Raw genomic sequence first — 15,647 nt, forward strand, 5'->3', positions numbered from 1 at the left:
CGAACTTTGCTATTAGTTCTTTACAAGAAATATGGATTTGCAAAAGTGAATAACTTCAATTCACAACCCGCAGAAAAACAAAAAGTTAAGTATTTCCGGAACGTTATCCACAAGGATCTAAATTATTTAATTATAAAGATATTTAATATGGGAATTTTTGATAAAAGAGTAAGCTATAAGCCATTTGAATACCCGGAGGTTCTTCAATTTGTAGAAGCCATCAACAAATCGTTCTGGGTACATTCGGAAGTGGACTTTACTGCAGATGTTCAGGATTTTCATTCGCAGTTGGAACCACATGAAAAGCACGCTGTGAAGAATGCGCTGTTAGCCATTGCACAGATCGAGGTGTCTGTAAAGACATTCTGGGGAAATTTATATAACCACTTACCAAAGCCGGAATTCAATGGATTAGGATCTACTTTTGCAGAATGCGAGTTCCGTCATTCTGAAGCATATTCCCGTTTATTAGAGGTTTTAGGATATAATGATGAATTCCTTAACGTCATCGAAATTCCTGCTGTAAAAGGAAGAATCGAATTCCTTGGAAATGCTTTAAAACATGCTAATTCGGCTACTCCTAAGGAGTATGTTTCCGCTTTACTGTTATTCAGTATTTTGGTGGAAAACGTTTCTCTTTTCTCGCAGTTTGCCATCATCCTTTCTTTCACAAGATTCAAAGGGTTTATGAAAAATGTTTCCAATATCATTGCATGGACTTCCGTAGATGAGCAGATTCACGCTAACGCCGGAATTTATCTGATCAACAAAATCCGTGAGGAACAGCCTGACTTGTTAACAGACAGCGATATCGAAGACATTTACACTTTGGTGGATGAATCTATCGCAAGAGAAGGAGACATTCTTAGCTGGATCTTTGAACTGGGAGAAATCGACAACGTTTCTAAAGAAGACCTGTTAAACTTCATGAAATACCGTGTGGATGACAGCTTGAAGAAAATCAACATGAAAACAAAATACAACATTACTCCTGAACAATACAGACCAATGGTATGGTTCGAAGAGGAAGTTTTCGCCAATTCATTAGATGATTTCTTTGCAAAAAGACCTGTTGACTATACCAAGCACGATAAGAGTATTACAGCAAACGATTTGTTCTAATATTGGAGCGCGAGCGAAGCGAGCGTCAAAGCAGTCAGTATCAGGATTACCCTTTGCTGATTAATATGTGGAAATGCTGTTCATGAATAAAGCACAAATACAAAAGAAATGATCAATGTAATAGTAACCTACACGGTAAAACCCGAATTTGTTCCCAATAATAAAACTAATATCCAAAAGTTTCTGGAAGATTTCAAAAATTTAGATTCTTCCACCTTTGAATATAAAGTTTTTGTAAAGGAAGATGGTGTTACATTTGTACATTATTCAAACTACATCAATGAAGAAGTTCAGCATGAGGTTTTGAATGTTCCGTCTTTTAAAGAATTTCAGAGATTAAGAGATGAAAGCGGACTGAACGGTTCCCACAAAGTAGAAATTTTACAATCAATACTATAAAAAAACAAAATTCCGGAGTGATTCTCTCATTCCGGAATTCGAAAATATAACATCTATGGAAGAGCAAAATTCAAATATATGGTGGCTCAATGAAGAGTCTGAGCAAATGCTTAACAGAGGATATCTGTTGAAAGGTGAAACGGTAGACGGAGCGATCGACAGAATTACCACTGCCGCTGCAAAAAGGTTATACAAACCTGAACTTCAACCGGCATTCAAAGAAATGATCACGAAAGGATGGATCAGCTTCTCTTCTCCTGTATGGGCTAATATGGGAACAGAAAGAGGTCTTCCTATCTCATGTTTCAATGTTCACATCCCGGACAGTATTGAAGGAATTACTCACAAAATGGGTGAGGTCATCATGCAGACTAAAATCGGAGGGGGTACTTCAGGATATTTTGGAGAATTGAGAAACAGAGGAACCGCTGTAACGGATAACGGAAAATCTTCAGGTGCAGTTTCATTCATGAAACTTTTCGATACGGCTATGGATGTTGTTTCTCAGGGAGGAGTAAGAAGAGGTGCTTTTGCTGCTTACCTAGATATTGACCACGGAGATATTGAAGAATTTTTATCTATTAAAGATATTGGTAGTCCGATTCAGAACCTGTTTACCGGAGTATGCGTACCGGACTACTGGATGCAGGATATGATTGACGGTGATATGGAAAAACGTAAAGTTTGGGCAAGAGTATTGGAAAGTCGCCAGCAAAAAGGTCTTCCGTATATTTTCTTTACAGACAACGTAAACAGAAATAAGCCTCAGGTTTACAAAGATCTAGGAATGACGGTGAATGCAAGTAATCTTTGTTCTGAAATCATGCTTCCATCCACAATGGAAGAATCTTTCATCTGCTGTCTGTCTTCCATGAACCTTGAATTGTATGATGAGTGGAAAGATACAGATGCCGTAAAATTAGCCGTATACTTCCTTGATGCTGTATTATCCGAATTTATTGACAAAACTGAAGGTAACTATTACCTGCAGGGTGCCAGAAACTTCGCGATGCGTCACAGAGCTCTTGGATTAGGAGTTTTAGGATATCATTCTTATTTACAGAAAAATATGATTCCGTTTGAAAGCTTTGAGGCGACTCAGTTCAACGCAAGAGCATTCAGACATATCAAAGAACAGGCTGAGCAGGCTTCAAGAGAACTTGCGAACATCTATGGAGAGCCGGAAGTATTGAAAGGATATGGATTGAGAAACACCACAACAATGGCTATTGCTCCTACCACTTCAAGTTCTGCAATCTTAGGACAGACTTCTCCTGGAATTGAGCCTTTCTCTTCTAACTATTATAAAGCAGGTCTTGCCAAAGGAAACTTTATGCGTAAGAACAAATATCTTGCACAGCTATTGAAAGAAAAAGGGCTGGATAACGAAGAAACATGGAGAACCATCATGCTCAACCATGGATCGGTACAGCACCTGAACGAGCTTACTCCTGAAGAAAAGGCAGTATTCAAAACGTTCAAAGAAATCTCTCCGATGGAGATTATCTCTCAGGCAGCACAGAGACAGCAATACATTGACCAGGCACAGTCACTGAATCTTCAGATTCCTTCTACAATGCCTGTAAAAGATGTTAACTATCTTTATATTGAAGCATGGAAAAAAGGCGTAAAAACGCTTTACTACCAGAGAAGTTCATCGGTTTCAAAAGAAATGATGGTTAACTTCGTATCATGCTCAAGCTGCGAGGCATAGGACCAAGTAATAAACACGCTATATTTACAAAAGCATACTGAAAGGTGTGCTTTTGTCGTTTTATAACATAATAGGTTGGGATGAGGTCAGTTTAATTTGTTCGTCCGCGGATTACACAGATTTTTACAGATCTTCCTATGGTATTAATAAGTTTTGGCTAAAGCCAATGGATATTATGGCTTATTTTATGAAAACGGGCTAAAGCCCGTTCCTATTGAATAGCTATCATTTGTATGAGTTTTAATTAACCATAGATTACGCAGATTTCCGCAGATGATTGCATTAATTTATCTAATTGATGGTAAAGATAAATTGCAATTTCTGTATCAGCGACCTGTCATTCATGAATTATCATTTATAAAAAGGTCCGGAAAGAAAATCCGGACCTTTGAAAAAGAATTATGAAGTAAAATGTAAAAGCGTAATTAAAAATTATATCGGATACCCAGCTGAGCCTGGAACCTTGATGCAAACTGATCAATGGTATAAGGCAGTCCCGGTGTTTTGAAATTATATGTAGGATCTCCGGCAGAAGGCTGTCCTGATGCTATATTCCCAACTTTTGTCAATCCTACACTTGCTGTGGAGTTGAAGGTATTAGGTACAAAATATACTTTTCCCCAATCTTTGTTCAGCAGATTGGTAAAATTGATGATACTCAATGAGATCTGTATATTATTCTTAGATTTCTTGCTCAGCCTGATTTCATCCATGATTCTGATATCCGCCTGAATATTCCATGGAGTAACATCGCCGTTTCTCTCTGTAAATTTACCTCGTCTGGATTTCAGATAGTCATTACTGTTGACAAAGCTTTCATAATCTGCGATCTGCTGCTGAGCAGTTACCACTACATTTCCTGCTGCATCTTTTATAGGAACAATATATTTGGCAGCTTCTGCAGCATCTTTAAAGATATACGCAAGCCCCGCAGCCTGTCCGGTATTGGCAATTGTACTGTTCACAAACCCCCATGAAAAAGGATTTCCGGATTGGGCATTGAAATACACATTGGTGGATAACCTGTTCATATCAGAAATGTTAAAGGTATATCCAAGATTGGCTACCACCCTGTTTTTGATAGCGAAATTGGAGGTTGTAAGCTTCGGATCGTTAGGAGTAAGAGACTGATTCATCTGCCAGTTACTTTCCATCGAGTTTCTGATACCATTGGTGATATCTTTAGCATCTCCGTAAGTATAGGCTACAAAAAAATTAAATCCGAAATCATATGATTTTGAAAGCTGTGCAGTAAGGTTATAACGGTACCCTTCTTTGGTATTGGACAAAAGATAGGCATTGGAAAAATTACTGTTGATATTTGTCGTATAGATTGGCATTTCATGATTCACATCATAGCTGTAATAATTAACATTGTCTGTTTTGTTTACCTGCTGGAATTTCAGATCATAAAGTACCTTTGTATAAATACCTTCCAATGTCAGTTTGTACCCGGCCAGCGTATAATCAAAAGCTAATGAGCTTCTCCATACTCTTGGCATTTTAAAATTATTATCAATAAGGTCTACCTGTACTTTTGAAGAGTTCTGCCATTTAGGGAAATTGGAACTGTTCAATGGATCTCCGTTGGCAGCAAGCTGTGCCGCTGTTGGTCCGTTGTAGTCATAACTTCCGAAACCTACTCCGTCGTTGTAATAAGCATATCCCAGCCATGCAAAAGGAATTCTCCCCACAAAAATACCTGATCCACCTCTTAACACCATCGATCTGTTCTCTGTAAGATCAATGGTAAATCCAAGTCTTGGAGAAAATGTCGGCTTGTTCAGATAGTTATTAGTAAGCTGGCTCAATGGAGTATAGTTATAGGTATTTCCGTAATTCGGATCCTGAGGGGAATTGGTTACCAATGGACTCAACTGTGGTTTATTCGGTAAATCTGTATAATCCACTCTAACTCCCGGTGACAGTCTCACTCTGCCCCAGTTGATTTCATCCTGAAGATATAAGGAAAGGAGATTTACTTTATATTGAGCATAAGGATTATCAAAAAGTGTCTGTCTGCTGTCTCCGTTAAAAGGATAAGTACCTCTTATCCTGGCCGGTGTCCCATTATAAAAGTCAGTCAGGTTTTTATAGGAAATTCTTCCGTTCAGGGCATTTACAAAACCGTAGTTGATATTATACAGCTCATTGTGAGTTCCCAAAAGGAAGGTATGATTTCCTTTTTTATAAGTAAGGTTGTCGGTGATTTCAAAAGTTTTCTGTTTCATATTGAAAACGGTGGCTTCTCTGTCATTTCCCAACAGGATAGTTCCGCCATTGTAAGCAATTTCCACCTGAGGAAACATTGCGTTACCGGAAGTGGGGTCTCTGTAATCATGAATCGAAGAATATCCCAGTACCAGATTATTGCTCCACTGGTCATTGAAGCGGCTTTTTAATTCAAGTGTTGTAGTGGAAGCTGTATTTTTCTGAACGAAATCCATGCTGGAGAATCTGAAGTTGGCCCCGTCTCTTTCCAGGTTGGATGCCTGTGAAAATACCGTATTGTTTTTAATGGACAATGTATGTCTGTCATTAATTTTCCAATCCAGCTTATTGAAAAGCTTTGAACTTTCTGAAAAGTTATTGTACTGGTTAAAGCTTCCTACATTGAAGCCATACTTATTGCGTACAAAATCAGAAATCTGCTGGGCTACCTGTTCGTTCACCAGTGCTCCCGGATCGTTGGCATTATAGAATACAGGATCCGTTCTTTTGGTATATTCCAAGTTGGTAAACAGGAATACTTTATCCCTTACAATTGGCAGTCCTACTCTTCCCCCATAGATAAAATCTTCAAAATCCTTCGGCATTTTAGAATTGTCTCCCACTCTGTTTCTTCCTGTTATCGCAGCATTTCTTCCATATGCATAGACAGAACCTGTAACATCATTGCTTCCGCTTCGGGTTACCGCATTGATACTTCCTCCAAGGAAATTTCCCAGTTTCACATCATAAGGAGCAATATACACCTGCACATCCTGAATAGCATCCAGACTTATAGAATTGGATCGGGTACTGCTTCCGGGCATTCCGGAAGTTCCTGTCTGTCCTCCCAATGAAGGGCTGAAACCAATTGCATCATTATTGATAGAACCGTCAATCGTTACGTTATTATAACGGAAATTGGTTCCGTTGAAAGAATTGTTGGCACTCTGGGGAACCAGTTTAGTGACATCCTGGATACCACGATTGATATTTGGCAGCCCGGAAATCTGAGCCTGGCTGATTCCTACCCCATATTTTGCAGTCGTTTTTTTGGAGGTAATTTTCACCTCGTCAATTGTTTTTTCTTTATTTCCTATTTCTACTACGGGCAGATCATTATTTCCCAAGGAAAGCTGCAGGTTCGGGTTCTCATAAATAACCTGTGCCCCATCTGATATTTCAATTTTATAAGGACCTCCAGGCTGAAGATTATCTAAGCTGAACTGCCCTTTGCTGTTACTTTTCGTTTCAAAGGTACTGTTGGTAGGAATATGCACTACCTTTACCGTAACTTCGGAAGAAATTCCCTTTAATCTTCCAAAAATTTTAGAGCTGGTTTCCTGTGAAAATGCAAACCCAAAAGATAACAGGGCAAAAGCACAGATGATTTTTTTCTTCATATTTTTATTCGCTATAAACTTGGTGTAAAATTAGATCTCCTAAATATGAAGTGTGGTAACATAAAATTAACATTACGTAACAGAATGTTTAATATTTCCTTAAAAAAAACTTAATAAGAAGATAGTATCATCCTCACGAAATTTTCTACAGAAAATAAAGAATCTTCTGTTTACAAGACTTTACAAGCATATACTCTCTTATGAAGAGCATCCGGAAAAGAATATATTTCCTCAAAGTCATTCTGAAACCAACCAATTTATCCATCAGTTACTTTCCCTGAAAATCATGAAATGCTCTGGGATTTTTGGTTTATATTTGTGTTTATTGTTTAATACCAAAACTACAGATATGAAATTCGGACAAGTAGAAGACCCTTCTAAAATAAATTTCACATTACCTAAAGACCATCCCAGAACAAAGGAGATTCTGGCTCTTAATAAAAAGGGATTGGAAAATATTTCTATTGGATGTGCTAAATGGAATAAGACTGACCTTAAAGGATTTTATCCTAAAGGAACCAAAGATGAGTTGACGTATTACGCGACTCAGTTTAATTCTATAGAACTCAATGCTACTTTCTATGGAATGCCCACTCCTGACCAGGTAAAAACATGGAAAGAGAAAACTCCTGAAAACTTTAAATTCTTTCCAAAGATCACCAATACCGTTTCTCATTTCAGAAGATTAATTGATGTGACAGATCCGGTGACTCATTTTGCTTCCGCCGTGATCAATTTTGATGAAAAGCTGGGAATGGCTTTTCTTCAGCTTCATGATAATTTTAAACCTAAAGATTATGACAGACTGGAAAAGTTTGTAAAAGAATGGCCTAAAGAAGTCCCATTAGCTATAGAACTCCGAAATACAGAATGGTTTACCGACGAGGAAATTCTTAATACAACATGTGAACTTTTTGAAGCCTATAATATTACCAACATTATCGTAGATACTGCAGGAAGAAGAGATATGCTTCATATGCGTCTTACTACTCCAAATGCATTCATACGTTATGTAGGTGCAAATGCAGAAAGTGATTATGAAAGGCTGGATGATTGGTTGAAACACCTCACAAAATGGAAAAAAGAAGGTCTTCAGAATCTTTACTTTTTTGTACACCAGAATATTGAAAAAGCCTCACCTTTATTATCTGCCTATTTTATAAAGAAAATAAACGAAGAATGGAATACTGATATACATGTTCCCCAAATGGCAACAGAAAGTACAGGAACGCTGTTCTGAATGACAGAAACAAAACATTAAACAGCTTTATTTATTTTCTTTAAAAATAGCTGAAAATTCCTTTTCGTAACAAAAAAAATCGTAAATTAGAGTATAGTGTATTTCACTAAACATTATATTTTAAAACATAAATCATGGAAAAGGAAATTTGTACAATCAGTATTGCCAATAACTGGCTTGGTGATGAATATGTTTTTTATGAAAACCACACCATAAAAAGAGTATACGACAACCACAGTCTGAATTCCAATAAGTCTGAATGGCTAGAGCCTAAAGAAATCAGTAAACAGAATAAGGATAAACTTATCAAATCATGCCCCGAAGAATTTAAAGAACGGATTATGCAGATTCTGGATTATCCTTAATAAAAAAGGTAATGAGCTTTTTATACTCATTACCTTTTTTATTTATTTTTTCTCATAAGCAATACCAGATTAAGAAACAGAAGCAGGAAATCCAGTGTAATCCATATCCCTAGCTTTGTATTCTCATAATTATAGGAATCAACCTGTTTTTTGGCTGCTTCAGAAAGCTTCATACTTTGGTTGATATAATTCTGTACTTCTACAATCTGGTCAATATTTTTATTCGGTACGGAATGCTGAGAAAAATATACGAGATTCTTCTTTCCAAGATATCCTACAATCCAGTATTCATCAGACTTATCCATTTTCAGATATTCTATCCTGTAATATTCAGGACGTATTTTCCCGATATGCTTGGGTTCAAGAGTTGAGGTTTTATCATTTTTATTGACATTAATGAGATAAAAATCCAGCGTTTGAGGAAGCTTATTGATCACTTGCAGCCCCACAGAATTATCTACAAATGCCACTGCACTTTTCTTGATAAACCAATAGGTAAACACAGAAATTGAAAAAACCACTGTCACAACCCGAAACAGCTTCGCCCACTTTGCCATCCTTCCTGACGTAACCTTAAACAGGATCAAAGAAACAACAGAAGCAAGGAATATTATAAAAATAATGAGTGTCATATTCTGCAAAGATACTTCTTCTCTATATTTTATCTATAACGGTGGACAATTTTCTAGTCCACATTCCATTCTTTATAAAACTGGTCGAGGAAATTCAGCATATAATCATGTCTTTCTTCGGCCATTTTCTTTCCTTTTTCGGTGTTCATCATATCTTTCAGAAGCAATAGTTTTTCATAGAAATGATTAATGGTTGTCCCATTCGATTTTTTATATTCTTCTTTTGACATTCCAAGTTTTGGCTTTATATCCGGATGATACATCAGATTATTCTTAAAGCCTCCGAAATTGAATGTTCTGGCAATTCCAATAGCTCCTATCGCATCAATGCGGTCGGCATCCTGTACAATCTGAAGCTCAATAGGTGGATTGGTTGGGGCCTGGTCTCTGTTTTTAAATGAAATATTCTCAATTACAAACAAAACCTTCTGTATGGTCTCTTCGGGAACATTCTGCTCTTCAAGAAATGTTCTGGATATCTGGGGAGCAATGGTTTCATCACCATTATGAAATTTAGGATCTGCAATATCATGAAGAAGTGCAGATAACTCTACTACCTCTTTGTCACAATCCTCTGTTTCTGCAATTTGAGCAGCCAGTTTCCAAACTCTCTCAATATGGAACCAGTCATGTCCGGCTTCTGCTCCCTCTAATTTTTCTTTTACAAATGCTACGGTGTTATCAATCGTACTTTTCATTTATCTGTCAGTTCATTTAAAATAATATCCCAGAGTTTACTGTTGTAGCTTCTGAAAAAATTGATATGCCCTATTTCCTTTTTATCAGATTCAGAAACGGCAACCAGCCTGTAAGTAGGTTTAAGATTGGGATAGGTATTATTCAACAAGCTTAATACTCCTTTTTCTGTCAGCCATATGTCGTCTTCAGCACGGATTACAAATACTTTCTGTGTCAGATTCCCTGAAAAGTTATCAATTTTCTCCAACAGTCTGTTGGTTGATTTCTTGTTTAAAATTAAGGTTCTCCAGTCATATGCGCAATTTTTTGGCAGACTTTCTCCCAATCCAAACCAATGTGCGGGAAAATACCCTAACAGTGAAGTAGTTAAGGGCTGGGCAATTCCAAAACCTAAATACGCTTCAACTTTTGTTATTCCTTTAAGGTTTCCGACAAAAGCATTTTGTGTTCCTACAAACACCAATTCTTCAAACATTTCAGAATCCTCATTCATTCCCAGAATTAATGCTCCTACAGAATGGCCTAAGCAGTATTTTTTTAAATCATTAAAGTTGGCCTTGATATATTGTGTTATAGCTTTATAATCTTTTGAACCCCATAGTCTCATTGAGCCATGGAATCCTCTCATACTTTTTGGTTTGGACAGTCCTATTCCTCTGTAATCATAAGTAATTACCGTAAATCCTTGCTCTGAAAAGTAAGTTGCAAAGGAAAAATACACCTGCTGCTTTACACCTGTTGCAGAATTGATAAGCAATAGCTTCCCATTATCTTTTTCGGGTTTAAACAAATGGACTGTCAGGGCAACCTGGTCTTCTGTGGTCAATATTAGTTTTTCCATAGTATAAAAGAAAAAATCCACTATAAAAGTGGACATTTTACTTATATTTTTATGTTAAGTTTCAGACTTTTGATATGTCGTAAATAGCTTTAAGAAAAGAAATCTGAAATTCGTGGAAGCCCTGTCTGCGAACCTTTGCCTCCTGAAACTCTTGAGGAAACTTCATTTCCGAATTTCACACATTCCTCAATAGAGTTTCCATGACAAAGTGCTATGGCAAATCCTGAAGTAAAGGCATCCCCCATCCCCATTTTATAAACGGTTTCATCCTTATCATTTCTATAATATTTCATCTCAGTACCGTCAAAATAAATGGTAGAATTGGTATCATCCCTTACAAAAACCTTATTGAAATATTTTTTAAGGACTTCTTCTCTTTTTTCTTCTCCGAAAATAATATATAATTCGTTGCTTTTAGCCACGATAAAATCAACTTTTCCCAAAATATCTTCACTTACTCTCATGGCAGGAGAAGCATACAATCCTACTTTTTTTCCGTACTGTTTGGCTTTTTTCACGGTATGCTCTACGACTTCCATAGAAACCTCCAGCTGTACCAGCACAAGATCTGTAGTATGAAAATATTTGTCTGCTTCGTCTATATGCGATTTACGAAGATATTTATTGGCTGCAGGTACCACAACGATAGCAGCACTTCCGTGAGAAGTTGTCACATACGCTGTCCCCGTAGCCTCCTTATCGGTTTCATGAACAAAACCTACATTCACATTTTCACTCACCAGATTTCTCATGATCTGCTGGCCAAGAGGATCCATCCCTACACATCCGATGAAGTATACACTAGCTCCTAATCTGGAGGTTCCTACCGCCTGATTAGCTCCTTTACCACCAAAATAACTGTCTGACTTAACGGCCAAAACCGTTTCGTTAGGCAAAGGAAGTTTTTCGGTTTCAAGAACCAGATCTATGGATGAGCTGCCCACAACAATAATACGGGGCTGTTCTGACGAGAAATTCATTGTGTTTTGTATTAGCTTTAAAGTTTATACCTGATAAAATTAAGTCTCTAAAATAACTAATTTTAATTTAACTTATTTCTATAAATTCAGTAATTATTTTTACCGGCTGCTGATCTTTGTTATAAGCTATATAACTGGCATAAAATCCTTCTCCATATCCTGTTTCAAAAGCAAAGATCGTCCCCGGGTGTTCCTTTGCAGGTTTCAGAAAGGCATACTGATCTATGGCTCCGTTTTCATCAAAGAAGTAATCATGAAAAAATTCTTCGTAGATTCCCATAAAATCACCTCCTTTATTCTGATACAATCTCTGTTCAAGTTCATTGAGACTGTTTTGGGTATCAACATCCATAAAACATCCCATTCCACTTTCTACAGGATATCCAAAAACTTCCCCTTCCTCCAGATCTTTTATTTTCTGCCCTGACGTGGTTGCCAGTTTCCACTCTTTAACTTCAGAATTACTGAATATGATCTCTGCATAGGCCACGCAGTTACTTTCCCGTTCTTTGTGCAGCATTACAGAAAAGTCTCCTTTGGGGAATTCTGTAGTGAAAGGAAGCATATCATTGGTGATCAACGGATCGCAGGCAACCAGCTTTCCACTGGAAAGATAAATCTTCCCTACTTCAAAACTTTCCAGCAACGGACTTTCTACAAAGTCTTTCGAGAATAGCTTTTTTATGTTTTCTATATGTGTCATTTTTATTTATTCTTTAAACCATCAGGCTGGATACAATTCATTATGTGTATCCAGCCTGAGATTTCTGACAAATTTATTGTCTATATTTTACAAACTTTTCAGTTTCTCTTCAAGGATCGCAATCTTATCTAAGGCATCTTTCTGTTTTTGACGCTCTACCTCTACGATTTCCGGTTTTGCATTCGCCACAAATTTTTCATTGGAAAGCTTCTTTTCCACTGAAACCAGGAATCCTTTCAGGTATTTCAGTTCTTCTTCAGTCTTAGCTTTTTCCTCTCCTAAATCTAAGTTTTCACTTAAAGGAATAGAAACTTCAGTTGCTCCTACCAGGAAGGTAAAGCTTGGCTTATCTGTTTTCTGTCCGAAGTGGATTTCAGAAACATTAGCCAGCTTTCTTACCACTGCTTCATTGGCAAACTCAGAAGCATTGGTATAAATCTCAGCAGCTTCTCTTGGTGAAATTCCTTTTGTCTGACGGTAATTTCTAACCCCTGAAATCAATTCCGCAGCAGTTTCAAAATTTTTAATAATATTTTCATCAAACTGTCCCACCTCTTTCTGCTGAGCAATCACCAAAGCTTCATCAATCTTCCTTTCTGAGATGGTTTGCCACAATTCTTCAGTTAAGAAAGGCATGAACGGGTGAAGCAACTTCATCAGTTCTTCAAAGAAATAGATGGTTTTGTTATATACTTCTTTTGAAACCCCTTCTCCATAGTTAGGCTTAATCGCTTCAAGATACCAACCGCAAAAATCATCCCAAATTAATTTATAGATCAAATGCAGTGCATCGGAAATTCTGAACTTCTCAAACTGATCATTGATTTCAAAGATTGTTTTGTTCAATTTATTTTCAAACCATTCAATAGCCTGGTTATCGGTAGCAGCAGCTGGTTTGTCTTCATGATTCCACATATTGATCAGACGGAAAGCATTCCAGATCTTCGTCATGAAATTTCTTCCCTGAAGCATTAAATCTTCATCAAAAAGAAGGTCATTTCCAGCTGCAGAACTCAATAGAATTCCTACACGTACACCATCAGCACCATATTTATCCATTAATTCAAGAGGATCCGGAGAGTTTCCAAGAGATTTTGACATCTTTCTTCTCTGCTTATCTCTTACAATCCCTGTAAAATATACATTCTTGAACGGTACTTCTTTTCTGTATTCCAGCCCTGCCATAATCATTCTGGCTACCCAGAAGAAAATAATATCCGGTCCGGTTACAAGATCAGAAGTAGGATAATAATAATTAATATCTTTATTTTCTGGATCCAGTAACCCGTCAAATACAGACATTGGCCACAGCCATGATGAGAACCATGTATCTAATGCATCGTCATCCTGTCTAAGGTTTTCTAATGTTAAACCTGCATTTCCAGTTTTTTGCTTCGCCAGTTCTAAAGCCTCTTCTTTGGTTTCTGCTACTACAAAATCTTCATCCCCTTCTCCATAGTAATACGCAGGAATCTGCTGTCCCCACCAAAGCTGACGCGAAATATTCCAGTCACGGATATTTTCCATCCAGTGCTTATAGGTGTTCTTAAACTTCTCCGGATAGAACTTTACTTCATCATCCATTACAACATCCAAAGCCGGCTTGGCAATTTCAGCCATTTTAAGGAACCACTGTACTGAAACTTTGGGCTCAATAACAGCCCCTGTTCTCTCAGAAGTTCCTACTTTATTTACATAATCTTCAGCCTTAAGCAAAAGATCTTTTTCTTCAAGTTCTTTAGCGATCTGTTTTCTTACTTCAAATCTGTTTTTCCCTGCATAATGTAATCCATGCTCATTAAGATTTCCATCATCGTCAAGAGCATCAATCATTTTCAGCTGATGTTTCTGTCCGATCTCGTAATCATTGATATCATGGGCAGGAGTAATTTTCAACGCTCCTGTTCCGAATTCAATATCAACATATTCATCCTCGATAATCGGGATTACTCTGTCAACAATCGGTACAATTACGTTTTTACCTTTCAGATGGGCATATCTTTCATCGTTAGGATTGATGCATACCGCTGTATCTCCAAAAATAGTTTCGGGACGTGTAGTCGCCACTGAAAGAAACTCTTCTGAACCTTCAATCTTATATTTAAGGAAATATAATTTCCCGTTTTGCTCTTTAAATATTACCTCCTCATCAGAAATATTGGTTTTCGCTTCCGGATCCCAGTTGACCATCCTGTAACCTCTGTAGATCAGCCCTTTATTATAAAGGTCTACAAAGCTTTTGATAACCTGTTGCGAAAGTTTATCTTCCATAGTGAATCTGGTTCTGTCCCAGTCACATGAACATCCTAATTTTTTGAGCTGCTCAAGAATGGTTCCGCCATATTTATTGGTCCAGTCCCAGGCATGAGTTAAAAACTCTTCACGGGTAATATCTGATTTACTGACTCCTTCAGATTTCAGTTTAGCAACAACTTTAGCTTCGGTAGCAATGGAAGCATGATCTGTTCCCGGAATCCAACAAGCATTAAATCCGCGCATTCTTGCACGGCGGACCAGAACATCCTGAAGGGTATTATTCAACATATGCCCCATGTGTAATATCCCCGTTACGTTTGGCGGAGGAATGACCACGGTATATGGTGGTTTGTCATTAGGCTCTGAGTGGAAAAATTTATTTTCCAGCCAGTAATTGTACCATTTCTGTTCTGTTTCCTGTGGATTGTACTTTTCTGAAATCTGCATAAATTCTATTTCTTTGGCTTGCAATTTGCAAAAATAGTCTAAAGAAAAAAATTTTTAAGCATGAATTAAAATAATTTTTAACTTTGTTTCACAAAATTTATCTAACAAACATATTAACATTCAAGAATATGAAAAAACTAATTGCAGGAATTGCACTATTCGGGACATTTGCTCTGGCATCTGCACAAACAATTACATTTGATAAAACAACTTTCGATTACGGAACGATCAAGCCTAATGCTGATGGTACAAGATTCTTTACAGTAACGAATTCAGGTGATAAGCCTTTGATCCTTTCAAATGTAAAGCCTTCTTGTGGATGTACGACTCCTGAATTCAGTCAGGATCCGATCATGCCGGGTAAATCTGCTAAGATTAAGGTTGGGTATAACACAGCAATCCCTGGACCTTTCAACAAAATGATTGAAGTTTTCTCTAATGACCCTGCAAACAACAGAAGTGTAATCTACATCAAAGGTAACGTAGATGCTAACGCTCCTGAGCCAAAAGTATTGACTCCTGCTGAGCAGAAAGAAGCTGCTAAAGCTGAGAAAAAAGCTGCAAAACTTGCTAAAAAGGCTGCTGCAAAGTAAGCTCTACTCAAAAAATAAAGAAACCGTCTCTATTGAGGCGGTTTT

At 37.3% G+C, this 15,647-nt stretch carries 13 protein-coding genes; 6 read left to right on the forward strand and 7 right to left on the reverse strand.

The features are described from left to right. The first annotated feature begins 147 nt into the window (after positions 1-147). The 3 genes from CRS_RS15300 (at position 148) to CRS_RS15310 (ending at position 3,235) form a co-directional block, all read left to right on the forward strand. Positions 148-1,122, forward strand: a complete 975-nt coding sequence (locus CRS_RS15300) for a ribonucleotide-diphosphate reductase subunit beta (protein WP_062674779.1) — start codon at positions 148-150, stop codon at positions 1,120-1,122. Positions 1,123-1,230: 108 nt separating this feature from the next. Continuing rightward, entirely contained in the window at positions 1,231-1,521 is a 291-nt protein-coding gene (locus CRS_RS15305; RefSeq protein WP_142724889.1) for a hypothetical protein, read from the forward strand. Positions 1,522-1,576: 55 nt separating this feature from the next. Beyond that, positions 1,577-3,235, forward strand: coding sequence for a ribonucleoside-diphosphate reductase subunit alpha (locus tag CRS_RS15310; RefSeq protein ID WP_062673967.1), 1,659 nt, complete (start codon positions 1,577-1,579; stop codon positions 3,233-3,235). 425 nt (positions 3,236-3,660) lie between these two features. On the opposite strand, the gene CRS_RS15315 is transcribed toward CRS_RS15310, so the two are convergent. Beyond that, positions 3,661-6,846, reverse strand: coding sequence for a TonB-dependent receptor (locus CRS_RS15315; protein ID WP_142724890.1), 3,186 nt, complete (start codon positions 6,844-6,846; stop codon positions 3,661-3,663). A 349-nt stretch (positions 6,847-7,195) separates the two neighbouring features. On the opposite strand from CRS_RS15315, the gene CRS_RS15320 reads away from it, so the two are divergent. After that, positions 7,196-8,086 (forward strand): DUF72 domain-containing protein, encoded by an 891-nt coding sequence (locus CRS_RS15320; protein WP_142724891.1) that lies wholly within the window; start codon positions 7,196-7,198, stop codon positions 8,084-8,086. Positions 8,087-8,220: 134 nt separating this feature from the next. Further along, a complete protein-coding gene (locus CRS_RS15325; protein ID WP_142724892.1) occupies positions 8,221-8,451 on the forward strand; it encodes a hypothetical protein in 231 nt (76 codons plus the stop codon). A gap of 38 nt (positions 8,452-8,489) precedes the next feature. On the opposite strand, the gene CRS_RS15330 is transcribed toward CRS_RS15325, so the two are convergent. From CRS_RS15330 to CRS_RS15355, 6 genes are all read right to left on the reverse strand, one after another. Beyond that, positions 8,490-9,083: a hypothetical protein gene (locus CRS_RS15330; protein ID WP_142724893.1), complete on the reverse strand. Its 594-nt coding sequence runs from the start codon at positions 9,081-9,083 to the stop codon at positions 8,490-8,492. 53 nt (positions 9,084-9,136) lie between these two features. Beyond that, a complete protein-coding gene (locus CRS_RS15335; protein ID WP_142724894.1) occupies positions 9,137-9,781 on the reverse strand; it encodes an HD domain-containing protein in 645 nt (214 codons plus the stop codon). After that, on the reverse strand, positions 9,778-10,623 hold the full coding sequence (locus CRS_RS15340; RefSeq protein ID WP_142724895.1) for an alpha/beta fold hydrolase: 846 nt from the start codon (positions 10,621-10,623) through the stop codon (positions 9,778-9,780). The genes CRS_RS15335 and CRS_RS15340 overlap by 4 nt, the downstream gene beginning before the upstream one ends. Before the next feature lie 89 nt (positions 10,624-10,712). After that, positions 10,713-11,603 carry a ribokinase gene (locus CRS_RS15345; RefSeq protein ID WP_142724896.1) on the reverse strand — a complete coding sequence of 297 codons (891 nt, stop codon included), beginning with the start codon at positions 11,601-11,603 and terminating at the stop codon, positions 10,713-10,715. Positions 11,604-11,670: 67 nt separating this feature from the next. Further along, on the reverse strand, positions 11,671-12,306 hold the full coding sequence (locus tag CRS_RS15350) for a DUF4241 domain-containing protein (RefSeq protein ID WP_142724897.1): 636 nt from the start codon (positions 12,304-12,306) through the stop codon (positions 11,671-11,673). Between the two features lie 87 nt (positions 12,307-12,393). Further along, positions 12,394-15,009 carry a valine--tRNA ligase gene (locus tag CRS_RS15355; protein ID WP_142724898.1) on the reverse strand — a complete coding sequence of 872 codons (2,616 nt, stop codon included), beginning with the start codon at positions 15,007-15,009 and terminating at the stop codon, positions 12,394-12,396. A 128-nt stretch (positions 15,010-15,137) separates the two neighbouring features. On the opposite strand from CRS_RS15355, the gene CRS_RS15360 reads away from it, so the two are divergent. Then, positions 15,138-15,602 (forward strand): DUF1573 domain-containing protein, encoded by a 465-nt coding sequence (locus CRS_RS15360; RefSeq protein WP_002977002.1) that lies wholly within the window; start codon positions 15,138-15,140, stop codon positions 15,600-15,602. The last annotated feature ends 45 nt before the right edge of the window (positions 15,603-15,647 follow it).

This window comes from Chryseobacterium sp. ON_d1 (assembly GCF_006829085.1).
Lineage (GTDB): Bacteria > Bacteroidota > Bacteroidia > Flavobacteriales > Weeksellaceae > Chryseobacterium.